At 63.2% G+C, this 23653-nt stretch carries 22 protein-coding genes; 18 read left to right on the forward strand and 4 right to left on the reverse strand.

What is annotated here, in order from left to right; translation table 11 throughout:
- Positions 1–111 precede the first annotated feature (111 nt).
- Genes IVB48_RS37745 through IVB48_RS37755 form a run of 3 tightly spaced genes read left to right on the forward strand, consistent with a single transcriptional unit; the run spans position 112 to position 3229 of the window.
- Entirely contained in the window at positions 112–2163 is a 2052-nt protein-coding gene (locus tag IVB48_RS37745; protein WP_247408175.1) for an FUSC family protein, read from the forward strand.
- A complete protein-coding gene (locus IVB48_RS37750; protein ID WP_027569486.1) occupies positions 2160–2366 on the forward strand; it encodes a DUF1656 domain-containing protein in 207 nt (68 codons plus the stop codon). The genes IVB48_RS37745 and IVB48_RS37750 overlap by 4 nt, the downstream gene beginning before the upstream one ends.
- Entirely contained in the window at positions 2363–3229 is an 867-nt protein-coding gene (locus IVB48_RS37755; protein WP_027569487.1) for an HlyD family secretion protein, read from the forward strand. The genes IVB48_RS37750 and IVB48_RS37755 overlap by 4 nt, the downstream gene beginning before the upstream one ends.
- 21 nt (positions 3230–3250) lie before the next feature.
- On the opposite strand, the gene IVB48_RS37760 is transcribed toward IVB48_RS37755, so the two are convergent.
- Together IVB48_RS37760 and IVB48_RS37765 are read right to left on the reverse strand one after the other, a co-directional pair.
- A complete protein-coding gene (locus IVB48_RS37760; protein ID WP_247408177.1) occupies positions 3251–4462 on the reverse strand; it encodes an acyl-CoA dehydrogenase family protein in 1212 nt (403 codons plus the stop codon).
- Between the two features lie 41 nt (positions 4463–4503).
- Complete coding sequence (locus tag IVB48_RS37765) at positions 4504–6129, reverse strand: long-chain fatty acid--CoA ligase (protein WP_247408179.1); 1626 nt, start codon at positions 6127–6129, stop codon at positions 4504–4506.
- A gap of 178 nt (positions 6130–6307) precedes the next feature.
- Here IVB48_RS37765 and IVB48_RS37770 point away from each other — a divergent pair, with 178 nt between their 5' ends.
- The 14 genes from IVB48_RS37770 to IVB48_RS37835 all read left to right on the forward strand — a co-directional run bounded on the left by IVB48_RS37770 (position 6308) and on the right by IVB48_RS37835 (position 18262).
- Positions 6308–8161, forward strand: coding sequence for an NAD(P)/FAD-dependent oxidoreductase (locus tag IVB48_RS37770; RefSeq protein WP_247408181.1), 1854 nt, complete (start codon positions 6308–6310; stop codon positions 8159–8161).
- A 39-nt stretch (positions 8162–8200) separates the two neighbouring features.
- On the forward strand, positions 8201–9019 hold the full coding sequence (locus tag IVB48_RS37775; RefSeq protein WP_247360439.1) for a lytic murein transglycosylase: 819 nt from the start codon (positions 8201–8203) through the stop codon (positions 9017–9019).
- A gap of 198 nt (positions 9020–9217) precedes the next feature.
- Positions 9218–9439 (forward strand): hypothetical protein, encoded by a 222-nt coding sequence (locus IVB48_RS37780; RefSeq protein ID WP_007592399.1) that lies wholly within the window; start codon positions 9218–9220, stop codon positions 9437–9439.
- Between the two features lie 12 nt (positions 9440–9451).
- On the forward strand, positions 9452–9874 hold the full coding sequence (locus IVB48_RS37785; RefSeq protein ID WP_247286611.1) for a hypothetical protein: 423 nt from the start codon (positions 9452–9454) through the stop codon (positions 9872–9874).
- A gap of 403 nt (positions 9875–10277) precedes the next feature.
- Entirely contained in the window at positions 10278–10724 is a 447-nt protein-coding gene (locus IVB48_RS37790; protein WP_247408183.1) for a MaoC family dehydratase, read from the forward strand.
- Positions 10725–10817: 93 nt separating this feature from the next.
- The gene (locus IVB48_RS37795) at positions 10818–11330 is read left to right on the forward strand and encodes a hypothetical protein (protein WP_247360444.1); all 513 of its coding nucleotides are present in this window, start codon (positions 10818–10820) and stop codon (positions 11328–11330) included.
- A 320-nt stretch (positions 11331–11650) separates the two neighbouring features.
- Positions 11651–12808 carry a LuxR C-terminal-related transcriptional regulator gene (locus tag IVB48_RS37800; RefSeq protein WP_247408185.1) on the forward strand — a complete coding sequence of 386 codons (1158 nt, stop codon included), beginning with the start codon at positions 11651–11653 and terminating at the stop codon, positions 12806–12808.
- A 229-nt stretch (positions 12809–13037) separates the two neighbouring features.
- Positions 13038–14009, forward strand: a complete 972-nt coding sequence (locus IVB48_RS37805) for an AraC family transcriptional regulator (protein ID WP_027569496.1) — start codon at positions 13038–13040, stop codon at positions 14007–14009.
- Positions 14010–14091: 82 nt separating this feature from the next.
- Positions 14092–14340 (forward strand): hypothetical protein, encoded by a 249-nt coding sequence (locus IVB48_RS37810; RefSeq protein ID WP_027569497.1) that lies wholly within the window; start codon positions 14092–14094, stop codon positions 14338–14340.
- Positions 14341–14509: 169 nt separating this feature from the next.
- A complete protein-coding gene (locus IVB48_RS37815; RefSeq protein WP_247408187.1) occupies positions 14510–15628 on the forward strand; it encodes a helix-turn-helix transcriptional regulator in 1119 nt (372 codons plus the stop codon).
- A gap of 112 nt (positions 15629–15740) precedes the next feature.
- Entirely contained in the window at positions 15741–16859 is a 1119-nt protein-coding gene (locus IVB48_RS37820; RefSeq protein WP_247408190.1) for a helix-turn-helix transcriptional regulator, read from the forward strand.
- A gap of 230 nt (positions 16860–17089) precedes the next feature.
- Positions 17090–17347 (forward strand): hypothetical protein, encoded by a 258-nt coding sequence (locus IVB48_RS37825; protein ID WP_247408192.1) that lies wholly within the window; start codon positions 17090–17092, stop codon positions 17345–17347.
- Positions 17340–17519, forward strand: coding sequence for a hypothetical protein (locus IVB48_RS37830; RefSeq protein ID WP_247408195.1), 180 nt, complete (start codon positions 17340–17342; stop codon positions 17517–17519). The genes IVB48_RS37825 and IVB48_RS37830 overlap by 8 nt, the downstream gene beginning before the upstream one ends.
- A gap of 14 nt (positions 17520–17533) precedes the next feature.
- Positions 17534–18262: a sulfite exporter TauE/SafE family protein gene (locus IVB48_RS37835; RefSeq protein WP_007592375.1), complete on the forward strand. Its 729-nt coding sequence runs from the start codon at positions 17534–17536 to the stop codon at positions 18260–18262.
- Here IVB48_RS37835 and IVB48_RS37840 read toward each other — a convergent pair.
- Positions 18259–21447: a multidrug efflux RND transporter permease subunit gene (locus tag IVB48_RS37840; protein ID WP_247408197.1), complete on the reverse strand. Its 3189-nt coding sequence runs from the start codon at positions 21445–21447 to the stop codon at positions 18259–18261. The two genes, IVB48_RS37835 and IVB48_RS37840, sit on opposite strands and share 4 nt — an antisense overlap.
- A 148-nt stretch (positions 21448–21595) precedes the next feature.
- Positions 21596–22837 (reverse strand): efflux RND transporter periplasmic adaptor subunit, encoded by a 1242-nt coding sequence (locus IVB48_RS37845; RefSeq protein ID WP_247408199.1) that lies wholly within the window; start codon positions 22835–22837, stop codon positions 21596–21598.
- A 201-nt stretch (positions 22838–23038) separates the two neighbouring features.
- Between IVB48_RS37845 and IVB48_RS37850 the strand changes: the two genes are divergently transcribed.
- Positions 23039–23644, forward strand: coding sequence for a TetR/AcrR family transcriptional regulator (locus IVB48_RS37850; protein ID WP_027569503.1), 606 nt, complete (start codon positions 23039–23041; stop codon positions 23642–23644).
- The last annotated feature ends 9 nt before the right edge of the window (positions 23645–23653 follow it).

Genomic DNA, 23653 nt, shown 5'->3' on the forward strand with positions numbered 1-23653 from the left:
TGCTCTTGCCCGCTCCGAGGAACTTGCGGTCACCTTCGCGACTCTCCAGCGCATAGGACCGCGGGTAAGCCGCATGCAAGCCATGAAGACCGACGCCGAAGCGAAATAGCCATGCGCGCAGATGAGCCCTTCCTGGTCCGCCACGCGGACCTCATTTTCGCTTTGAAGACGTTCGCCGCGTCAATCCTGGCGCTCGTCATCGCGCTGGCAATGGATCTGCCGCGGCCCTATTGGGCGATGGCGACCGTCTACATCACTTCGCAGCCGCTGGCGGGCGCAACCAGCTCGAAGGCTTTCTTCCGCGTGATGGGCACGTTGGTCGGCGCGGTCATGACGGTGGCGCTCGTTCCGAACCTGATCGATGCACCCGAGCTGCTGTGCCTGGCAATCGCGCTCTGGGTCGGGCTCTGTCTTTACCTTTCGCTGCTCGACGGCACACCGCGCAGCTATGTCTTCATGCTGGCCGGGTATACGGTGGCGCTGATCGGCTTTCCTTCGGTGTCCGAGCCGGGCGCCATCTTCGACACCGCGGTGGCAAGGCTCGAGGAAATCTCGCTCGGCATCATCTGCGCCAGCCTGGTTTCGACCATCGTATTCCCGCGTAGCGTCGCGCCGGCTGTTGCCAATCGCATCGACAACTGGCTGGCGGACGCGCAGCGCCTGAGTCAAGTTGTCCTGCTGCGTCACGGGACCAACGAAACGCGGCGCGGCAAGCGCATCAAGCTTGCGACCGACATCGTCGAGATCGACACGCTTTCGGCCCATCTTGCCTATGACCGGCTGACCGACCGCAATACCGTCGTCGGGTTAGGCGAAATCCGGCTCCGCATGCTGATGCTTTTGCCCGTGATCGCTTCGCTCGAGGACCGGCTGGCCGCGCTGGGGGAGGAGGCATTGCGGCGGCAGCCCGAGCTGAAGCGGCTCTTGGAAGATCTCGCGGGATGGATCACGAGCGACGTCAACGCTCGGCGGCCCGCCGAGCGGATTCGTGCCATGATCGCAGGGCAGCAGGCGATCCTCGACGACAGCGCCTCCTGGGAGCGGATCATCGTCACCAGCCTGTTGTGGCGGCTGCGCGAGCTGGTCGACCTCTCGCGCGATTGCCGCGCCCTGACGGAAGCGATTGCGGAGAACCGGAACGTCTCGTCCCTCGATCTGGACTTCCATTCCGAAGCCGGTGCCGCGCCGGTGCGCCACAGGGATCGCGGCCTTGCCCTGTGGTCGGCCGCCGGCGCGGCGTCGGCGATCCTGATCTGTTGCGCTTTCTGGATCGGCACCGGCTGGCCTGACGGCGCCTCGGCGCCGATGATGGCGGCCGTCGCGTGCTCGTTCTTTGCCGCGCAGGACGAGCCTGCACGCTTCATCCGCAGCTTCGGCCTGTGGTCGCTGGTCGCCATTGTCGTCGTCGCGATCTACCTGTTCGCGCTGGTGCCCGCGATCTCCCATCTCGAGCTTCTGGTCGCCGCGCTGGCGCCGACCTTCTTGCTCTACGGCTTCCTGATCGCGCGGCCGGCGACGGCGGGTACCGGCATGGCGCTCGCGGCCAACACCGCAACGCTGCTGGCGCTGCAATCGACCTACAGCGCGGACTTCGCGGCCTACGCCAACTCCGCCGTTGCCTTCTTCGTCGGCGTCGCGATCGCCGAGCTTGTGACACGGATCGCGCGTGGGGTGGGGGCGGAGTGGATCGCAAATCGCCTGGTGCTGTCGAACTGGGAGACGCTGGCTGTTGCCGCCGAGCGGCGCGGCAAGGGCGATCGCGCTGAATTCGCAGGCCTCATGCTGCACCGGCTCGGATTGCTCGTACAGCGCATCGCCTTTCTCTCGGAGAGCGACCGGCGCGATACCGACAGCCTGGTCCAGCTCCGTATCGGAATTAACGTGATCGATCTGCGCCGTGCCCGCTATGGACTTGCGGCGTCCACCATTGCCGTCATCGACGACATGCTCGATCAGCTCGCTATCGCCTGCCGCAAATATGCGGGCGATGGGATGCCCGCCGAGCTTCTGACGAGCGTCGATCGGGCACTGGCCCGGGCGGTGAAGGATCCCAACGAAACGGCGCGCGAGGACGCCCTGGTGGGCCTCGTCGGCATCAGGCGCGGCCTGTTTCCGGATGCGCCGGCCTATCGGCCGCGTGCAGGCGAGAGTGTTGCGGCATGAGATACGTGATCGATATCTACGGTGTGCTCGTGCCGGCGCTGCTGTTGTGGATCATCATCGCCTTTGCCCTGAGTGCTCTGCTGCGCCGCTTCATGCAGCGCTTCGATCTCTATCGGCTGGTCTGGCACCGCGCGCTGTTCGATTTCGCGATCTTCGTCTGCCTTCTCGGCGTCGTCGTCTATCTCTCGGAGTATCTCGCATGAAGGGGAATTTCGCCTGGCTCGGTCGCCTCCTGCTGACTGCGATCGTCGTCGTCGCGGCGCTCGCTGTCGGCCGCGAACTCTGGGTCTATTACATGGAGCAGCCCTGGACGCGCGACGGCCGCGTGCGTGCCGACGTGGTGCAGGTCGCGCCCGATGTGTCGGGCTTCGTGACCGAAGTGCTGGTGAAGGACAATCAGAAGGTCCATCGCGGTGACGTCCTGTTCAAGATCGATCGCGAGCGTTTTGCGCTGGCGCTGCGGCAAGCCGATGCGTCGGTGGCCGGTCATCAGGCCACGCTCGATCAGGCCAATGCCGATTTGAAGCGCTACAGCGCGCTGACGACGGATGCGGTGTCACAGCAGAAGCAGGAGCAGGTTCTGGCCACCCAGCTCCAGGCCAGGGCTGCCTTTGACCAGGCCGTTGCCGACCGCGCGGTCGCCCAGCTCAATCTCGATCGCAGCGAGGTGCATGCCTCTGTGAACGGCGTGATCACCAACATGGATCTGCGTCCCGGCGCTTACGTGACGGCCGGGAAGGGCGTGATGGCACTCGTCGACATCGACACGCTGCATGTCGAAGGCTATTTCGAAGAGACGAAACTCGCGCGGATCCGAATCGGTGACAAAGTCCAAGTCCGCCTGATGGGCGAGAAGGTCACGCTTTTAGGCCATGTCGAGAGCATCGCTGCCGGCATCGAGGACCGCGACCGAGCCGAGGGCGCGAGCCTGCTCGCCAACGTCAACCCGACCTTCAGCTGGGTACGCCTCGCTCAGCGCGTGCCGGTGCGCATCGCGCTGGATCCGGTGCCTGAGAATATGTCGCTGGTCGCGGGACGCTCGGCGACGGTCGAGGTGTTGAAGTAGATGCGATTGCCATCGCCCGATTCAAGCGTTCGAATATTTCTTCAGCTCGAACCGCGCGATCTGGTTCCTGTGGACCTCGTCCGGGCCGTCGGCGAGACGTAGCAAACGCGCGGTCGCGTAGGCCTGGGTCAATCCGAAATCGTTGGACGTGCCGCCGCCGCCGTGGGCCTGGATCGCCCAGTCGATGATCTGGCAGGCCATGTTGGGCACGGCGACCTTGATCATCGCAATCTCGGCTTTCGCCACCTTGTTGCCGACGATGTCCATCGCGTAGGCGGCGTTGAGCGTCAGCAGCCGGGCCTGCTCGATCATGATGCGGGCTTCTGCGATGCGTTCCTGCGTCACCGTCTGCTCGGAGACCGGCTTGCCGAAGGCGACGCGGCTGCGCACCCTCCGGCACATCTTCTCCAGCGTGCGTTCGGAGAGCCCGATCAGCCGCATGCAGTGGTGGATACGCCCCGGGCCGAGGCGTCCCTGCGCGATCTCGAAGCCGCGACCCTCGCCGAGCAGCATGTTCTCCTTGGGCACGCGCACATCGGTGAAGACGACCTCGGAGGCACGGTCGGGCACACCGTAGAAGCCGAACACGGGCAGGGCACGCTTGACTTCGACGCCTGCTGTGTCCATCGGCACCAGGATCATGGATTGCTGCTTGTGGCGGTCCGCATTGTCGGGATCGGTCTTGCCCATGAAGATGCAGATCTTGCAGCGCGGGTCGGTCGCGTTGGTGGTGTACCATTTGCGGCCGTTGATGACGTAATGGTCGCCCTCGGGAACGATCGAGCTTTCGATGTTGGTCGCATCGGACGAGGCGACGGCAGGCTCGGTCATGGCGAAGCAGGAGCGGATTTCGCCCGCGAGCAGCGGCTTCAGCCAGCGCTCCTTGTCCTTCTCCGTGCCATAGCGCTCCAACACCTCCATGTTGCCGGTGTCGGGCGCCGAACAGTTGAAGACTTCGGGTGCGAGATGCGAGCGGCCCATGACCTCGCAGAGCGGGGCATACTCAAGATTGGTCAGGCCTGCACCGTGGCCGGAGTCCGGCAGGAACAGATTCCAGAGGCCTTCGGCGCGCGCCAGCGGCTTCAGCTCCTCGACGACCGGATAGACTTTCCAGGGACCCAGCTCCTCCGCCTCGCGATAAAAGCGTTCCTCGTTCGGATAGATGTGCCTGTCCATGAAACTTTCGAGCTTGCGCTTGAGCTCGACGACTTTAGGCGACATCGGGTAGAGCATCTTTGTCTCCTTGATCGATGGACAGGCCGGGCGCAATCGGCTCAGGCGACGCGATACCCTTTGAATTTCTCGCGCAACGCTGATTTGAGCACCTTGCCGGTGCCGGTCATCGGGAACTCGTCCATGAACTCGACGGCGTCGGGCATCCACCAGCTCGCGATCTTCGGGCGCATGTGCTCGAGCAGCGTCTTGCCGTCGACGGTCGCGCCCTTCTTGCGGACGACGAGGAGCAGAGGTCGCTCCTGCCATTTCTCATGATTGATCGCGACCACGGCGGCTTGCAGCACATCGGGGTGAGACAAGGCGACGTCCTCGAGCTGGATCGAGGAGATCCATTCGCCGCCGGACTTGATGACGTCCTTGGAGCGGTCGGTCAGCGTGACGTGGCCCTGGGGGTCGATCACGGCCATGTCGCCGGTGATCAGCCAGCCGTCGCGGTCCAGGCCTTCTTCGAGTTTCATGTAGCCGGACGCAACCCACGGTCCCCGCGCGCGCAGATGGCCGACGCTCTTGCCGTCGCGCGGCAGCTCGTTGCCGCCGTCGTCGACGATCCGCAAGGCGGTGCCGAAACAGGCGCGGCCGGACACCTGGCGGCGGTCGAACTTCTCCTTGTCGTCGAGATGCTCGGAGCCCGGCCGCAGGCCAGGCATCGAGCAGCCGAGCGCCTCGGTCATGCCCCAGGCCTGGACGTAGTCAATAGCATACTCGCGCTTGAGCTTCTCGACCATCGCGCGCGGCGGCGCCGAGCCTGACGACAATGTTGCACGAAGCGTCGAAAACCTGTTGCCGGTGCGTCCGAGCCAGTCGAGCAGGATCAGCCAGAAGCTCGGCACGCCCGCGGACAGCGTCACCTTCTCGCCTTCGAGCAGCTCGTAGAGCTTGTCGGGCTCGTAATTGCGGCCGGGCAGCACCAGCTTCGAGCCGGTATAGGGCGCGGTGAACGGCATGTTCCAGCCGTTGCCGTGGAACAGCGGCGCCATCGGCATCATCACCTCGCGCACGCCTTCCAGGTGTCCGGGCAGGAAGTCGAAATTGCAGGAGACCATGGTCTGCAGGATCGCGGCGCGGTGCGAATAGATCACGCCCTTCGGATTGCCCGTCGTGCCGGAGGTGTAGCAGATGGTGGATGCCGATTTTTCGTCGAACTCCGGCCAGGCGAAGCCGGCGTCGTTCTCGTTCTCCAGCAGCTCCTCGTAGCAATGCACGTTGGCAAGCTTGGTCTGCGGCATCCGCTCGCGCGAGCACATCACGACATAGGCTTCGATCGATGTGAGCTGCGGCGCGATCGCCTCCACGATCGGCAGCGTGGCACGGTCGATGAACAGCAGCCGGTCGTCGGCGTGATTGACGATGTAGACGAGCTGCTCGGGGAACAGCCGCGGGTTGATGGTGTGCAGCACATAGCCCATGCCCGGCGCGGCGTAGAACATCTCGAAATGCCGGTGTGTATTCCAGGCCAGCGTGCCGACGCGGTCACCGGGCATCATGCCGAGCCTCTTGAGCGCCAACGCCATGCGCTTGATGCGCGGATGGGCGTCGGCATAGGTGTAGCGATGGATGTCGCCTTCGATCTCGCGGGCGACGACCTCGGCCTCGCCGTGATAATCGGCGGCATACTGGATCAGGCCGCTGATCAGGAGCGGCATGTCCATCATAAATCCCTGCATCGTCTCCTCCGGACCGCCATGTCGTTGCATGACGTACGCTTGTGATGTGCGTTTGAGGTTAGCGGAACGCCAGGCGACGTTCACGCCAAAAAGCGAGGGACGTGATTGCATGCGTCACTTTTTCAGGGCTAAGTGATGCGAGCTGCCGGCGAAGCAGTATCCGCCGGGGAGGAAACGGATGTCAGCGCAAAGACACAAGACCGGCGCAGCCCGCGAATCTACACTCGACATTGACGCACTCCGTGCGCGCTATCGCGACGAGCGCGATCGGCGCCTGCGCACCGAGGGCAAGGCGCAATATGTCGAGGTGACCGGCGAGTTCGGGCGCTATCTCGACGATCCCTGGGCCAATTCCGGATTCGCGCGTGAGGCTGTCAGCGAACAGACCGAGGTGCTCATCGTCGGCGGCGGCTTCGGCGGCCTTCTGTGCGGCGCACGACTGCGCGAAGCCGGCATCGATGATTTCCGCGTCGTGGAAAAGGCCGCCGATTTCGGTGGCACCTGGTACTGGAATCGCTACCCTGGCGCGGCCTGCGATACCGAGAGCTACATCTACCTGCCGTTGCTGGAAGAGACCGGCTACATGCCCGTGCGCAAATATGCACGAGCACCCGAGATCTACGAGCATTCGCGCCGCATCGGCCGTCACTTCGATCTCTATGAGCGCGCGCTGTTTCAGACCGTCATCACGCGCATGGAATGGCAAGAGCAGGAGGCAATTTGGCTGGTCGAGACCGATCGCGGTGATTGCATCCGCGCGCGCTTCGTCATCCTTGCTGGAGGCCCGCTGAGCCGTCCGAAGCTGCCCGGCATTCCCGGTATCGAAAGCTTCAAGGGACACAGCTTCCACACCAGCCGCTGGGATTACGCCTACACCGGGGGCACGGCCGAAGGTGATCTTAGTGGTCTTGGCGACAAACGCGTCGGGATCATCGGCACCGGCGCCACCGCCGTGCAATGCGTGCCGCATCTCGGCCGCTCGGCCAAGGAGCTCTACGTTTTCCAACGTACGCCGTCGGCGATCGGCGTGCGGGACGACCGCCCGACGGATCAGAGCTGGGCGCAGCGGCTCAGGTCCGGCTGGCAGCGCGAACGCATGGACAATTTCACCGCCGTGATCTCGGGCGAACCATTCGAACAGGATCTGGTGCAGGACGGCTGGACCGGCCTGCTCGGCGAGATACTGCTGGCACCGCGCCGCCAGTCCCAGCCGGTGACCTCGATCGAGGAGGCGCTCAAGGTCATCGAGCAGGCCGATTATCGCAAGATGGAGGAGATCCGAGCGCGCGTCGATGCGATCGTCAAGGACGAGGCGACGGCTTCGGCGTTAAAGCCCTGGTACAAGGCCTTCTGCAAACGGCCGTGTTTCCACGACGAATATCTCGACACCTTTAATCGCCCCAACGTGCATCTCGTCGACACCAGGGGACAGGGCGTCGATCGCATCACCGAGAATGCCGTCGTGGTCGACGGCCACGCCTACGAACTTGACTGCCTGATCTATGCCAGCGGTTTCGAAGTCGGTACCGATTACGCCCGTCGCATGGGCTTTGAGGTCTACGGCCGTGACGGCGTCAGCCTGTCCGAGCGCTGGCGCGACGGCGTCAAGACGATGCATGGCTTCTACAGCCGCGGCTTTCCGAACTGCTTCCTGATCGTCATGGTGCAGGCCGGCCAGAGCGCCAACTTCCCGCACATCATCGACGAGCAGTCGCAGCACATTGCCTACGTGATCGCCGAAGCGCGCAAGCGCAAGGCGCGAACCCTCGAGCCGACGCTGGCGGCCGAAAACGCCTGGGTCGAGGAGGTGGTCAAAGCCGCGCTCGGCCGCCAGACCTATCTCGCCGAATGCACGCCCGGCTACTACAACAATGAAGGCGTGTTCGATCCGATCGCGGCGAGAAACAGCCAGTATTGGCGTGGGCCGGTGGCATTCCTGCGGCTGCTCGACAAGTGGCGCAAGGAGGGCAATTTGGTTGGACTGGAACTGTCGTATGATCATGCCATGGAGTCGGCGCCTTCGTCCGGGTAAGCTCGGGCATCGGATTGCGCCAGAGAGAGGACATCGGACATGATCAGGGGCAGAACTGTAGCTGCGGCGGTTTTTGGGGCGATGACGCTGCTCAGCTGCCTGGCGCCCGCCGCCCACGCCGCGCAATGCGGCAGCTCGTCGGCCGGCTTCGAGGCCTGGAAGCGCGAGTTCAGCGCGGAGGCGCAGGGCAAGGGCGTTGGCCAGACCGCGCTCGCGGCCCTGGTGCAGACCAATTACGCCAGTGCCACCATCGCGGCCGACCGTGGCCAGCGCAGCTTCTCGCTAACGCTCGACCAGTTCCTCGCCAAGCGCGGCGCCACAACCATTGTGGCCAAGGGCCGCCAGCTCAAGCAGTCGCAGGCTGCCTTGTTCGCCTCGATCCAGCAGCGCTATGGCGTTCCGCCGGGCCCGTTGATTGCGATCTGGGGCATGGAAACCGGATTCGGCAGCCAGCGCGGGAACCAGAACATGCTCTCCTCGATCGCGACGCTCGCCTATGACTGCCGCCGTCCCGAATTCTTCACCGAGCAGCTCTATGCGGCGCTGAAGCTGATCGATCGCGGCACGCTGTCGGGGGCAACCCGCGGCTCGATGCACGGCGAAGTCGGCCAGACCCAGTTCATGCCCAAGAACATCCTGGCCTATGGCACCGGCAATCTCGAGGTTGCCGCCAATGCGCTGAACTCGACGGCGAATTTCCTCAAGGCCCATGGCTGGCGTGCAGGAGCCGGTTACCAGCCGGGTGAACCGAATTTCGTCGCCATCGAAGCCTGGAATGCCGCCGGCGTTTATCAGAAGGCGATCGCCCTGATGGGACGGCAGATCGACGAGGGCGGAGGAACGGCCGCCTCGCGCTGACCGGAGCCCCGTTTTCGAAGGGGGTTCTAGCTTCTTGTTCTTGGCGCGTTTTCTTTGTGCGAACCGGCATCCACTTCGCTTGAACACGCTCCTGCTCAGCAAGGCGTGATGCGCCGACAAGAGAAAGTTGTTGCCATCAGGAACCGACGGCACGAGGTTTGCTTTGATCGAACAGGGCTGGGCATGAGGAGACTCAACATGGCAACCCAGATCGTGATGGACCAGACTGGCGACACGCGCCACGAGTTTGATCCTGGCAATGCCGAAGCGCTGGCGCGGGCCGAACGGCGCTTTCGGGAGCTGACCGGAGCGGGCTTCACCGCCGCGCTGCGAACCGGACCTGGCGAGGTCACCCGGATCCGATCGTTCGACCCGACCGCGCAGGAAACGCTGTTCTATCCCCGCCTAGTCGGCGGTTGATCTGAGCTGCTCATGATCGCGGCGGTCTGGCTCCGCGCGCCGGCGCGTGCGCGTCTGCATGCGCTACGCGAACTCTATCGGCGCTTCTTCGGCGAGAACACGCCGGATGCCCGCGGCCGCCGGCTCCTGGCCGAATGGCTGTCGCCGGCGCAGCGCGTCCAATTTGAGCAGTACCGGCATTTCGATGTCGTCGGCTGCGATACCGGCAAGACCTATCGCATCCATTATGGCACCGCCGCCAATGTCCATGAGATCGATGCGGCCGGAAATGCGACGATGGGGTGGTGCTTCGTCCCGTCAGGCTTTCTCGTCCCCGGCGACGTCATGCTCGCACAGAAGATCGCGCTCGAAACCGACGAGAGGGGAGCTCTCGCGCTCGCCAACAGGTTTCCGCCGGCAACACATTCGGAGCACTTCTACCGGCGGCCGTTCTAGGGCAAGGCTATCAGCCTAGAGCAAGGCTATCAGTGCAAGGCTATCAGTAATGTGTGGTGCGATAGGCATCCACCGCGTGCGCTGCAAAAACGCCGACGCTGCAAAGCGCGAGGAAGGCCGAGATTAGCTCGATCATAGCTCACCCTCCTGCGGCGGCAGGGCGACGAGGTGCTGACAGCAGGAATAATCCCAGATCAGGTCGAGGAAGAATTGCATGGTGGCCGTCCCTGTATGATTTTGACAACCAGATAACCGACCATCTGTTTCAGGCGTGTTTCGTCGCATCTGGAAACGGGTTTCTTGGGGAACCCCGGGCTGGTTTGTGCGCTGCGGAGCCGCTACATCCCGCTCTTGCTCAATCCCATTAGCCGCGAGGCGGCGCATCACATGGCGAGGCGAAATCATGGCGCAAGTCGAGTGGTTCGACGATCTCACCATTGGAATGCAGTTCAAATCCCCCGAAGTTCACGTCACCGCGGCCGACATCAAGCGGTTCGCGTCCGAGTTCGATCCGCAGCCGATGCATCTCGACCACGAAGCCGCCAAGCAGACCCTGTTCGGGGGTCTCGCTGCCTCGGAATGGCACACCGCCGCGATTGCCATGAGCCTCGCGATCCAGACCCGCCCCTTCGGCCCGCATCCGCTGATCGGCGCTGGCGTCGACGGGCTGCGCTGGACCATCCCGGTACGGCCCGATGACCGTCTGCATCTGGTCGGGGAGGTCATGAGCCTGACGCCGTCGAAGTCGAAGCCCCAGGGCGTCGCATTGGTGAAATGGACGATGTTCAATCAGAACGGCGAGGAGGTTTACACCTTCACCCCGATCGCGATCGTGCCGCGGCGGGAGTAGGGCAGGGTCGGCGCCCTACGCACCCCCCTGAAGCCCTTGCGGGTCACCGGCAGAGGTGGTCATCTCGGTCCGGGGAACACGCTGGAGGCTGACATGAAACGATCTCTTCTCGCCGCCGGGCTGCTGGCCGGCGCCTTGAGCGCCGTCGCTTTGACCGCAAGACCGGTGCTGGCGCAACAATCCAAGGTCGGCGACTGGTCCATCGAAAAGCGTACGCAAGACGCACATTGCAATGCGAGCCGCGGCTACAAGGACAAGGAAGACGAGAACCGGGACTACGTCATCGTCATCACTTATTCCGAGAAGGCTATCGTCATCGTCATGATCTATGACGGCTGGGAGTGGGACAAGGTCGGCGAGATCCTCCGGGCCGACGTCGGGACCGACGACGCCGATATCATGAAGAAGGCGAAGTGGGAGGTCATGGACAAGACCACCGTTCGCGGTATCTTCGAATACGATCAGTCCATGATGGACCGGCTGTCCAGGGCCAAGCGTCTCTCGCTCGATTTCGAGGACGATGACGACGACAGCATCGAGATGCAGGTGCCGCGTGCCGGTGAAGCGCTGGCAGCGCTGAAGTTTTGCGAGGAGAATCGTAAGTAGATTGCCGGAGCCGGATGCGAGGCCGGCGGGATCGGTGGCGACAGGGTTCTGCAGCACGAACGGCGCCTGACGCATCGCACGCGTGACTCATCGCACACAGTCCGCGCGCTGTTCGCTTTAATCCTAGTCTTTGGCGAAAACGTCCAAGCCGCATCCTGCGGTTGACGTTACGCAAGGACGATGTTCGATATTCCAGCATTTCGTTGCAACGTTTTCTCGGCTTGGAATGAGGCGATTGACTGGCCCGTCTCCTCCGCCAGTCTCCGGATCGCGATCTCTCTCGCGCGTGCGAGCCATACGCGGATTGCGTCGTCCGGCCGATGACAATCCTCCACGCAAATCGATTCTCGTCCCTCGTCGGCGAGATCTACGACGCGGCGGTCGATCCCGCGCTGCGCAACGGGGTGCTGGAACAGGTTTCGCATTTCGTCGGCGGATGTGCCGTGACCATCCTGTCCAGGGACAGAGCCAGGCTCTCGATCGAGATCCATGAGCATTTTGGCAGCGAACCCCGCTTCCGCCAGCTTTATCGCGACCGATATGTGGAGCTCGACCCTCTGCTCGATCGTCATCTCACGTTCGCGGCGGAACAGACGATTGGCGTCGCCGACATCATGTCTCAGGCGGATTTCCTGGCAACAAGCTTCTATCGCGAGTGGGTGGAACCGCAAGGAGCGATAGACCTTGCAACCGTTGCCCTCGAGAAGTCGGAGACGCGCACCACGATCCTGCAGGTGTTGCGCCACCGGTCGCGCGGAGTCGTTGACGAGCCGATGCGAGAGCGCATGCGGCTGCTTGCTCCGCACCTCCAGCGCTCCAGGATCATGGGCCGGCAGATCAGGGCACGCTCGCATACCGTGGACGACCTTGCCGATGTCTTGGATGGGCTGAGCACGGCGATCTGCCTGCTCGACGCAGATGGCCGGGTCGTGCATGCCAACGCAGCATGCCGCGGGCTGTTCGCCGATGCCAGCCTGCTCGCAATGGTCGGCGACCGGATCGTGGCCCGCAACACCCAGACCGACAAAATATTCCGCGGCCTGTGCGAAATCGATTCAGGCAGCGAAACTCGTTCCGCTGCCCGCCGCCAGATCGAGCTTGCGACGTCGGTTGATGGGCAGCACTATCTGCTCCACGCTTTTCCCCTGAAGCGCGATCGCACTCCATCACGAGATGCCGCAGCCACGGTGCTCTTCGTGCAGAAGGCCTCGGCAGCGACATGGCTCGCCGCCGATGCGATCGCTGCGGCCTTCAGGCTGACACCGTCCGAACTGCGCGTATTGATGGCCATTATCGAGATTGGCGGCGTTCCCGACATCGCTGCGAAGCTCGGCATCGCCGAAACGACGGTGAAGACGCATCTCGGCCGCCTGTTCGAGAAGACCGGCGCCGGCAGGCAGGCCGACCTGGTCAAGATCGCCACCGGTTTTGCCGTTCCATTCGCGCGTCGAACGAACGGCAGTGGCGAGGCCGTGTGATCCATTTCACATGGTTCGCCGTTATGTGCCGCAATCTCAATCCATTGTGATGAGCCTAGCTCCCGTGTCCTCCGAATGCAGGACGCGAGTCATTTGATACTTTCGTATATCGCGATCCAGAAAAGTGAAGAGCAGCAAGCGCCGCGAAGAGATGCCACGACGGCGTCAAACGCGAGTGTGAGGAAACGACAGCGCACGGCCGGACCTGCTCGTCGGTTGGAGGATTGCAGTGAGCCAATTTGATTTTTCCGTTATCAATGTTTCAACGAACGAAATTCCCGAAAACGAGCGTATCCCGCTGCTTCGCGATTTCTACTGCCGCGGGGTGTTGAAGGCGGAGGTCGAGGTGAGGGAAGGAAAGCCGTTCGCGGCGAGCTTCACCTCCCACGTCTTGCCGGAAGCCCAATTGCTGATGGGAGGATTGTGCGGAGCGCGGGTCATTCGTACCAAGCACCTGGTTGCCGACGGCGACGACAGTCTGGCCCTGATCGTGAATCGATCTGGCGTGCTTGGGATATCCGAGCGGGGACACGATCTGAGCCTTCGTGCGGGAGAGGCCGTCCTGACCAGCGCGGAGGACGTAACGACGTTCGAGCGATTGTCCTTGGGTAGCTGTTTCTCGCTCCGTGTGCCGAGACGCGTGCTGGCGCCGATGATCGTGGATGTCGATGACGCCGTGATGCGGGTGATGCCGGAGAGCTCGACGGGACTTCGGTTGCTGGTCGATTACGCAGTGACGCTGGTGCGGGAGAATGCGTTCGCGATGCCCAATTTGCGCAAGCTCGGGGTCGGGCATCTGCACGATCTTCTGGCAATCGTCCTCGGTGCTACCAACGAGCCGCGGGAGCTGGCCGGGCGGCGCGGCGTCAAGGCGGCACGGCTGCAGAAGGCCAAAGTCTCCATCGCCAACAATTGCTGGCGGCAGGATCTCTCCGTTGCCACGGTTGCCCAGGAACTCGGCGTGACGCCGCGTTATCTCCAGCGTCTGTTCGAGGCCGACGGCAAGACGTTCTCGTCCTTCCTGATCGAACAACGCGTCAAGCGTGCGCATCGCATGTTGCGCGAACCCGGATACGCCGAGCGGACGGTCAGCTCGATCGCCTACGATGTCGGTTTCGGCGATCTCTCCTATTTCAACCGCTGCTTCCGGCGGACTTATGGCGCCACGCCCAGTGACGTCAGGAGCCGCGAGATGTCGTGACCGCGCGCGATTGAATGTCAGGTCAAATGCCTATTGGAGACGGCACGGGCGTGCGCCGCCCGCAGCTGGAGTGTTGTGTTGCATGCGCCGTTTTTTCTTTGATCTTATGCTCGGCAATATCGTGAAGATCGATCCGGGTGGCATGGTGTTCGAATGCCCCGAAGCGACATTCGTGGTGGCCAACGAGATGGCAAGCCACCTGTTCGTCTGGCGCGACGATTTGCGCGGCCGCGATGCCTGCATCCGGGTTAGAGACACCGACGGGCGCGAGATCTATCGCGCCGCGGTCTGGTCGGAGAATGTGGAGAAGGTCGGCTGGGACGAGGCGTGAGCGTCCCGGTGCGGTATCGCAACTCCGCATCAGTAGCGCCCGAAACGGATATCCGTTCGTTCCGGCCCGGGCTCCATCCGCCCGGCCGGCGCCTCATCCGATCGGAGGATGCCGCATGCTGAGGTTGTGGTATGCTTGGTGATGTCGATCACCCAGGCCATTTATAGCCATGCACGGACCACGGAAACTGCCCGAATTGGTCGAGGCCATCTACGATGCCGGGCTCGATCCCTCGCTGTGGAATAACGTCGTCACCGGCATCCGCGACTTCGTCGGCGGCCAGGCCTGCGGGCTGTTTTCCAAGGACTCGATCAGCAAATTCGGCGTGACGCACTATTATTGCGGGGCGGACCCGCACTACATCCGGCTCTATTCCGAGACGCATTCGAAGTTCGATCCGCTGACGGTCCTGCCGCCGCATGGCCAGATCGTCAGCATCCCCGATCTCGTCAATTTCGATGAATATCGGCGAGGACGCTTTTACCAGGAATGGATGCGGCCGCAGGGTTGCAGCGATGCGGCCAACGTCGTGCTCGAGAATTCGAATCCGAACTGCCCGGTGATGATGACGGTGCTGTCGGGCCGCCGGATGGTGGATCCCGTGATGAAGCACCGCCTCTCGCTGGTCGTCCCGCACGCCAGCCGCGCGTTGCTGATCAACCGCGCCATGACCTCGCAACTGTCGCTGGCGACGGCGTTGGCGGAGGTCCTGGACAATCTTGCCTGTGGCATCTTCCTGCTCGATGGTTTCTGCCGGGTGGTGCACGCGAATTCTGCGGGGCACGATTTGCTTGCGGCCGACGATCTGGTTCGGTCCGTTGCCGGGCAATTGGTGACCAGCAGTGCGGAGGCCAATCAGACGCTGCGGGAAGCGTTCGCGACCCGCAATGAAATTACCCTGCTTGCCATACAGGGGCATGCGTTTTCGCTGCTTTCGCCTTCCGGCGAGCGCTACGTCGCGCACATCCTGCCGCTGTCGTCCGTCCTGCGGGACCGCAGCGAGCGGGTGATCGATGCCGTCGGTGCGCTGCTGCTGCGCAAGGTATCGCCCGGCGGACAGTCCTACGGCGAATTGATCGCGCGGACATTCGACCTTACACCGGCCGAGCTGCGCGTGTTCCTGTCGATCGTCGAGGTTGGCGGCGTTCCGGAGACGGCGGTCGCGCTCGGTATCGCGGAAACGACGGCGAAGACGCATCTGCATCGCGTGTTCGCCAAGACGGGCGTTTCGCGTCAGGCTGATCTTGTCAAGCTTGCTGCAGGATTCTCCAATCCGCTCGTCAACTAGACCGTTGATTTTGCCATCACGATTGAACCTTTCGCTCCCGCGAAAGACTCACGGAAGCCGCCAGGCATGAAGAACATGTCGCCATCTCCATGTGTCAGTATTGGCTCTTCCAATGCCCCGACCTCCAAAGCCGTCCGAGTTGATCGAGACCATCTATGACGCGGGTCTCCACCCGGAGTTGTGGAGCGAGGTCGTTGTCAAACTCAATGCCTTCATCGGCAGCCAGGCCTGTGGTCTGATTTCGAAGGACCCGGTCAGCAAATCGGGCGCGACGCATTATTACTGCGGGGTCGATCCGCACTACATTCAGCTCTATGCGGAGACCTACTCCCGGTATGACCCACTTGCTCGGCTTCCGCGCTATGGCGAGGTGCGCAACATTCCCGATCTCGTGGATTTCGACGAATATCGCCGCGGCCGCTTCTACCAGGAATGGCTGCGCCCCCAGGGCTGCGTCGACGTCGCCAATGTGGTGCTGGAGCAGTCGAAGTCGCCCTGTCCGATTCTGATGACGGTGATTCCGGGCAGGGGGATGCTCGACGCCGAGCAACGGGCGCGGATGCAGTTCCTGGTTCCGCATGCGAGCCGGGCGTTGCTGATCAACCGGGCGATCGAACGGAAGCAGCAGCGCGCGATCGCGCTCGCCGACGTCGTGGACCAGTTGAATGCGGGTGTCATCCTGCTCGATTCGGCCTGTCATATCGTCCACAGCAATCCGGCCGCGGAGACAATCCTGGCCGTCGATGACGTCCTGCGGTCTGTCTCGGGCCGGTTGGTGGCAAGCTCTTCCACTGTAAATTCGGCGTTGCGCGTTATTTTCCGCGACACTAGCGAAGTTGCGTTGGCGGCATCTTCGGGTCGGAAAATTCCGCTGACGTCGCGTGACGGTTCCTACTACGTCGCGCAAATCATCGCGCTGCCATCATTGCTGCGCGAGGGGACGGCCGAGCGCAGTTCGGCCGTAGGAGCCTTGTTCATCTGGAAAGCGGAACTCGACGGCCGCTCGTGTGCCGGTCTCATTGATCGCACCTTCGAACTCACGCCTGCGGAACTGAGGGTCTTACAGTCGATCGTCGATGTCGGCGGCGTGCCGGAGACCGCGGTTGCGCTCGGCATCGCGGAGACGACGGTGAAGACGCATCTGCATCGGGTGTTCGCCAAGACCGGCGTTTCTCGTCAAGCCGATCTCGTCAAGCTGGCAGCTGGATTCTCCAATCCGCTCGTGCACTGAGACGCGTTCAAAAACGCAGGCGAGTCGCTGCAGCTCGCAATAGGTTCAATCAGAAATATCATTAGAAAGTTATCGCGCGTCGTTCGATCGAATGACGCGATTTTCCGCGCTCTATTCTACTGAACATCACACGGTCTGTTGTTCGACGTATCGGGCATTTGTGTGAAGCAATTCACTGCAGACGGAAGTGGATCCCGTCAACCTCTCGAGCAGGTTGAGAGGAGATTGTCATGCGAACGGCGTCACCAGTTCTGACAGGCAGGTTCCGCGATATCGTCGCCCGCATAGGCGCGGTACTCCGCGCGCAGCGGGAAATCGACGCGCAGCGCGTGTTGCAACGCTATCGCCATCTGCTGGAGCAGCCGCACGAAACATTGCGTTTGAATGAAATCATTCCGGTCAGCAACGAAGAGGATATTGCAGAAAATGCCCACGGATCTGATGGGTGCGAGCGCGCCGCCGAACACCCCAAATTCGAACGTGCGTAACGTCAACTTCGTCGCGATCGCGCTGACCGCGGCGCTCGTCACGCTCCAACTGGTCGGCCTCGCGATGGTGGAGCGATCTCACGCTTACGCGATGCATCCGTCGGCTCCACTCGAGCCGGCCGCTTGCACGGAGAGCGCCGAGGTCCCTGTCTCGCAAATTACCTACGATTGACCGGAGGGCGGATTGTGCCTGATGTCACGACTCTGATGCTGCTCAGCGTTGCCGTGTTCGCCGGTGCCTTCGTCTCCGGGCTCTCGGGATTTGCCTTCTCGGCGGTCGCGGGCGCCATCTTGCTCCGGGTGTTTCAGCCGCTCGAAGCCGTGCCGTTGATGATGGCGTGCAGCATTGGCGTGCAGGCCACCAATCTGTGGGCGCTTCGACGCAATATCCGCTGGGAAGGCAGCCTGCTGCTGATCGTCGGTGGCTTGATCGGAGTTCCCATCGCGGTATCGCTGCTCCAGAGCACCGATACGCATCTGCTCCGGCGCGGCTTCGGCATCATCGTTGCACTCTATGCCGCCTACATGTTGCTGCGGCCAACGTTGGTGACGGCCGGCGAGGCGGTCGGGCGGCATTGGGTTGCCTTGATCGGGTTCGGGGGAGGGCTGGTCGGCGGGCTGACCGCGATGCCCGGCGCGATCCCGACGATCTGGTGCGACATGCGCGGCATGCCCAAGAGCGAGCAGCGCGGCCTGGTGCAGCCGTTCATCGCCGCGATGCAGCTGTTCGCGATCGCGCTGCTGGTCGGACATCAGGACCTGTCGTCAAAAGTCTTCGTCGATCTCGCGGTCAGCCTGCCGGCGCTGTTCGCAGGCTCCGCGCTCGGCGTGATCGCCTTCCACAGGGTCAACGAGACGGTCTTTCGCAAGACCGTGCTCGTTCTGTTGTTGCTGTCGGGGATTTCCCTGATCTAGTGCCCGACGGGTTGCACCGGCGCTGCGCTGGTATCGCTGCCGTGATGCGTCAGCGGCTTCATGCCGGTGACGGTCCGCAGCAGCACATAAAACACCGGCGTCAGGAACAGGCCGAACACGGTGACGCCGATCATGCCGGAGAACACGGCGACGCCCATGGCGCGCCGCATCTCCGAGCCTGCGCCGGTGGACAACACCAGCGGCAAGACGCCCATGATGAATGCCATCGACGTCATCAGGATCGGGCGCAACCGCAGCCGGCTCGCCTCGATCGCCGCCCGGATCGGCGTGCGGCCTGCGAACTCGAGCTCGCGCGCGAATTCCACGATCAGGATCGCGTTCTTGGCCGAGAGTCCCACCAGCACGATCAAGCCGATCTGGGTGAAGACGTTGTTGTCGCCCTTGGAGATCCAGACGCCGAACATCGCAGCCAACAGGCCCATCGGCACGATCATGAGGATCGAGAGCGGCAAGGTCAGGCTTTCATAGAGTGCGGCCAGCACCAGGAACACCAGCAGGATCGCCAGCGGGAACACCCAGAGGCCGGAATTGCCGGCGATGAACTCCTGATAGGTCAGGTCGGTCCATTCGAAGGCGAAGCCGGGCGGCAATGTCTCCGCCGCAATCCGCGTCGCTACCTCCTGTGCCTGGCCGGAGGAAAAGCCGGGCGCAGCCGCCGCGTTGATGTCGGAGGACAGGAAGCCGTTGTAGCGGATCGCGCGCTCGGGGCCCGCGCTCTGGCGGATCGTGAGCAACGCCGACAGCGGCACCATGTCGCCGGAGGACGAGCGCACCTTCAACTGCCTGATGTCGTCGGCACGCGCGCGGAACGGCGCGTCGGCCTGCACGTAAACGGAATAGGTGCGACCAAACTTGTTGAAGTCGTTGACGTAGTAGGAACCGAGATAGATCTGGAGCGTGTTGAACACCTCCGTCACGGGGACGCCGAGCTGGAGCGCCTTGGTGCGGTCGATGTCGGCAAAGAGCTGGGGCACGTTGACCTGGAAGCTCGAGAACACGCCCGCGATCTCCGGTGCCTTCTGCATCGCCGCCATGAACGCATTCGTCGCCTGGTTCAGCGCCTCATAGCCGAGGCCGGCGCGATCCTCGATCTGCAGCTTGAAGCCGCCGATGGTGCCGAGACCGTTGACCGGCGGCGGCGGGAACATGGCGATGAAGGCCTCCTGAATCCCCGCGTATTTCTTGTTGAGGTCGGCCGCGATTGCATTGCCGCTCAGCGCGGGGCCCTTGCGCTCGTCGAACGGCTTCAGCGTTGAGAACACGATGCCGGCGTTGGAGGAGTTGGTGAAGCCCGAGATCGACAGGCCCGGGAATGCAACCGAGCTCTCGACACCGGGCTGGGTCAGCGCGATGTCGCTCATCTTGCGGATGACGTCTTCGGTGCGGTCCAGCGTTGCGCCATCAGGCAGTCGTGAGAACCCTACCAGATACTGCTTGTCCTGACCCGGCACGAAGCCGCTCGGGACCTGCTGGAACAGGAAGGCGGTGAGGCCGACCAGGAGCACATAGAGGCCCATGACGGCCGCCTTGCCCGAGATCACCTTGGTGACGGTGCCGCTGTAATTCTCCGACGAGCGTGTGAACACCTTGTTGAAGCCGCGGAAGAACCAGCCGAGGCCCTTTTCCATGATGATGGTCAGCCGGTCTTTCGGCTCGTTGTGTCCCTTGAGCAGCAGGGCCGACAACGCCGGCGACAGCGTCAGCGAGTTGACGGCCGAGATCACGGTCGAAATCGCGATCGTCAGCGCGAACTGCTTGTAGAATTGCCCGGTGAGGCCGGAGATGAAGGCGAGCGGCACGAACACGGCGATCAGAACCATGGCGATCGCGATGATCGGCCCCGACACCTCGCGCATCGCCTGGTAGGTCGCATCGCGCGGCGATAGCCCGCCCTCGATGTTGCGCTCGACGTTCTCGACCACCACGATGGCGTCGTCGACCACGATGCCGATCGCAAGCACCAGGCCGAACAGGCTGAGCGCGTTGATGGAGAAGCCGAAGACGTGCATCACCGCGAAGGTGCCGACGATCGACACGGGCACCGCCAGCAGCGGAATGATCGAGGCGCGCCAGGTCTGGAGGAACAGGATCACCACCAGCACCACCAGCGCGATCGCCTCCAGCAGCGTGTGGATCACGGCCTCGATCGACGAGCGGACGAATTGGGTCGGGTCGTAGACGATCTGGTAGGACACGCCTTCCGGCATGTTCTTCTTGATCTCGGCCATGGTGGCGCGAACGTGGTCGGAAATCTCGAGCGCGTTGGAGCCGGGCGCCTGGAAGATCGGGATCGCAACCGCCTGCTTGTTGTCGAGCAGCGAACGCAGGCCGTATTGCGATGCGCCGAGCTCGATGCGTGCGACGTCGCGCAGCCGCACCACCTCGCCACGCGTGCCGGTCTTGACTACGATGTCGCCGAACTGCTCCTCGTTCGCAAGCCGTCCCTCGGCGTTGACGGACAGTTGCAGGTCGATGCCCTTGACGTTCGGCGAGGAGCCGACCACGCCGGCGGCGGCCTCGACGTTCTGCGCCTGGATCGACTTGACGATGTCGCTTGCGGTGAGGCCGTGCTCGGCTGCCTTCTGCGGATCGACCCACACCCGCATCGAATAGTCGCCGGCGCCATAGAGTTGAACGTCGCCGACGCCGTCGATCCGCGCCAGCCGGTCCTTGACGTTGAGCACGGCGTAGTTGCGCAAATACGTCATGTCGTAGCGATTGTTCGGCGACAGCAGATGCACGACCATGGTGAGGTCGGGCGAGGACTTCTTGGTGATGATGCCGAGCTGCCGCACCACGGCGGGCAGGCGCGGCTCGGCCTGCTGCACGCGGTTCTGCACCAGCTGCGTCGCCTTGTCAGGATCGGTGCCGAGCCGGAACGTCACCGTCAGCGTCATCGCGCCGTCGGTGGTCGCCTGGCTCGACATGTAGAGCATGTTCTCGACGCCGTTGATCTGCTCCTCGATCGGCGTCGCCACCGTTTCCGCGATCACCTTCGGATTGGCGCCGGGATAGGTCGCGCGCACCACCACCGAGGGCGGCACGACGTCGGGATATTCCGAGATCGGCATTGCGAACAGCGAGATCAGGCCCGCGAGAAAGATCAGGACTGACAGCACGCCGGCGAAAATAGGACGATCGATGAAGAATTTCGAGAGATTCATGGCCTTGCCCCTGCGCGAGAGATGACTCTCCCGTCATTCCGGGGCGCGGACAAAGCCGCGAACCCGGAATCCAGAAGTATGTCTAGGTAGTTCAACGATTTCGACATTCCGGTTCGCGCTGCCCCCGCGCTCCGGCATGGCGGAGACGCTAACGCTGCACGACGTCCTGATTGCTGTGGTTGGATGCCTGCTGCGGCCCGCGCGCGCCCATTGCCGCGATCTCCGTCTTGAGCAGGGCACCCGGGCGCACGCGCTGGAGGCCGTTGACGATGATGCGGTCGCCGGTCTTCAGCCCCGCCGTCACGATACGCAACCCGTCCACCGAGCCGCCGAGCGTGATCGACCGGTAGACCGCGCGGCTATCGTCGCCGACGGCCATTACGAACTTCTTGTTCTGATCGGTGCCGATCGCGCGCTCGTCGATCATGACCAGCGATTGCTGCTTGGGTTGGCCCATGCGCACGCGGGCGAACTGACCGGGGATGAGACGCCCGTCCTCGTTGTCGAACACCGCGCGGACACGGATGGTGCCGCTTTGGCCGTTGACCTGGTTGTCGATGAGCTGGATGTGCCCCTTCGCCGAGAGACCGCCGGAGGTCGCCATCGCGACCGGGATCTGGTCGAGATTGCCGCGCTTGCCGGAGTCCTCGGAAATCGAGTTCAACGCCCGCACCACCAGCTCTTCATCCGCATCGAATGACGCATAGATCGGATTGACTGAGACCAGCGAGGTCAGCACCGGAGAGGCGGTGCCGGCGGCGACGAGATTGCCGACGGTGATTTCGATCTTGCCGACGCGGCCGTCCACGGGCGCACGTACCTCGGTGTAATCGAGATTGAGTTTTGCGGTCTGGAGCGTCGCCTCGGCCGCCTTCACGTTGGCGATGGCCTCGCGGTTGGCGTTGTCGCGCTGGTCGTAGTCGCGCCGCGTAACCACCGCGTTGCCCACCAGTTGCGCGCCGCGCTCGAGCTCATTCTGCGTGAACACGACGCGCGCTTTCGCAGCTTCGAGTTGGGCCGCGGCCTTGTCGACCTCGGCCGCGTAGGGCGCTGGGTCGATCTTGAACAGGACGTCGCCTGCCTTCACCAGCGCGCCTTCGGTGAAGTTGGTCGACAGGATCGCACCGGCCACGCGCGGGCGAAGCTCGACGCGTTGGATGGCCTCGAGCCGGCCGGAAAAATCGTCCCACAGCACCGTCTGCTTTGGTTCGATCAGCGCGACAGTGACGGGGACGGCTTGCTCGGCCGCGGCGGTCGCGGTCGCCTGCGCGGCACGAAAGTAATGGCCGGTCGCGATCGAGCCGGCTACGACGAGAGCGCCCATGATGGCGACGCCGCCGAGAAGGCGGCGGACACTGCCAGGGCGAGAGGTATTTTGGGAGGGGGGCATTTGCGCGCTCCAGATATGTAGTGTTCACTACAGATGTGGAGCTGGATACCGCAGCGCAAGATACTTATGTACCGTCCGCTAAGAAAATTGTAGCCGCTTACCGCAAGAGTTAGCAAGTGGAAGAGAAAATAAAGCGAGAACAAAGAGATAGGATCGGGCGTTAGGCTCAGGGACGACGCCGATTTCGAGGAGAACAGCCACATGGGCATGGGACGCCCCCGCGAATTCGACGCCGAAACGGCGTTGGACCAGGCGATGGAAGTGTTTTGGCGCCATGGCTACGAGGGTGCCACGATCGCTCAGTTGACCGAGGCCATGGGGATAAATCCGCCCAGCCTCTATGCCTGTTTCGGCAACAAGGAAGGGCTGCTGAAGGCCGCACTCGACCGCTATACCAAACTGCGCAACGTCTGGATGGACGAGGTGGTGGCGGCACCTACCGCCCGCGACGTCGCCGAGCGGATGCTGATGGGCATCGCCGACAAGCAAACTGATCCGGCCAACCCGCCGGGCTGCCTGCTCGTGCAGGGCGGCATTGCGTGCGGCACCGGATCAGAGAGCGTCCCTTTTGAACTCGCCGCCCGCCGCGCCGAGAACGAAGATCAGCTCCGCGATCGCTTCATTCGCGCAAAGGCCGAAGGCGATCTCAAGGAGAGCGCCGATCCCGCGGCACTCGCACGCTATGTCTCAGCGGTATCCGTCGGTATGGGCGTGATGGCATCTTCGGGCTCGGACCGCGAAGCGTTGCAGCAGGTCGCGAGTGTCGCCGTGCAGGCGGTCGAAGCGCAGTCGGCCAACAGAACTTAATCGCCCCCG

This window comes from Bradyrhizobium sp. 76 (genome assembly GCF_023073025.1).
Classification (GTDB): Bacteria; Pseudomonadota; Alphaproteobacteria; order Rhizobiales; family Xanthobacteraceae; genus Bradyrhizobium.

Coding starts and splice junctions, on each gene's coding strand:
- IVB48_RS37850 (WP_027569503.1), top strand. CDS start 23,039: ATGGGCATGGGACGCCCCCGCGAATTCGACGCCGAAACGGCGTTGGAC.
- IVB48_RS37845 (WP_247408199.1), bottom strand. CDS start 22,837: ATGCCCCCCTCCCAAAATACCTCTCGCCCTGGCAGTGTCCGCCGCCTT.
- IVB48_RS37780 (WP_007592399.1), top strand. CDS start 9,218: ATGGCAACCCAGATCGTGATGGACCAGACTGGCGACACGCGCCACGAG.
- IVB48_RS37815 (WP_247408187.1), top strand. CDS start 14,510: ATGCACGGACCACGGAAACTGCCCGAATTGGTCGAGGCCATCTACGAT.
- IVB48_RS37790 (WP_247408183.1), top strand. CDS start 10,278: ATGGCGCAAGTCGAGTGGTTCGACGATCTCACCATTGGAATGCAGTTC.
- IVB48_RS37755 (WP_027569487.1), top strand. CDS start 2,363: ATGAAGGGGAATTTCGCCTGGCTCGGTCGCCTCCTGCTGACTGCGATC.
- IVB48_RS37765 (WP_247408179.1), bottom strand. CDS start 6,129: ATGCAGGGATTTATGATGGACATGCCGCTCCTGATCAGCGGCCTGATC.
- IVB48_RS37785 (WP_247286611.1), top strand. CDS start 9,452: ATGATCGCGGCGGTCTGGCTCCGCGCGCCGGCGCGTGCGCGTCTGCAT.
- IVB48_RS37795 (WP_247360444.1), top strand. CDS start 10,818: ATGAAACGATCTCTTCTCGCCGCCGGGCTGCTGGCCGGCGCCTTGAGC.
- IVB48_RS37760 (WP_247408177.1), bottom strand. CDS start 4,462: ATGCTCTACCCGATGTCGCCTAAAGTCGTCGAGCTCAAGCGCAAGCTC.
- IVB48_RS37820 (WP_247408190.1), top strand. CDS start 15,741: ATGCCCCGACCTCCAAAGCCGTCCGAGTTGATCGAGACCATCTATGAC.
- IVB48_RS37745 (WP_247408175.1), top strand. CDS start 112: ATGCGCGCAGATGAGCCCTTCCTGGTCCGCCACGCGGACCTCATTTTC.
- IVB48_RS37810 (WP_027569497.1), top strand. CDS start 14,092: ATGCGCCGTTTTTTCTTTGATCTTATGCTCGGCAATATCGTGAAGATC.
- IVB48_RS37825 (WP_247408192.1), top strand. CDS start 17,090: ATGCGAACGGCGTCACCAGTTCTGACAGGCAGGTTCCGCGATATCGTC.
- IVB48_RS37775 (WP_247360439.1), top strand. CDS start 8,201: ATGATCAGGGGCAGAACTGTAGCTGCGGCGGTTTTTGGGGCGATGACG.
- IVB48_RS37750 (WP_027569486.1), top strand. CDS start 2,160: ATGAGATACGTGATCGATATCTACGGTGTGCTCGTGCCGGCGCTGCTG.
- IVB48_RS37800 (WP_247408185.1), top strand. CDS start 11,651: ATGACAATCCTCCACGCAAATCGATTCTCGTCCCTCGTCGGCGAGATC.
- IVB48_RS37840 (WP_247408197.1), bottom strand. CDS start 21,447: ATGAATCTCTCGAAATTCTTCATCGATCGTCCTATTTTCGCCGGCGTG.
- IVB48_RS37770 (WP_247408181.1), top strand. CDS start 6,308: ATGTCAGCGCAAAGACACAAGACCGGCGCAGCCCGCGAATCTACACTC.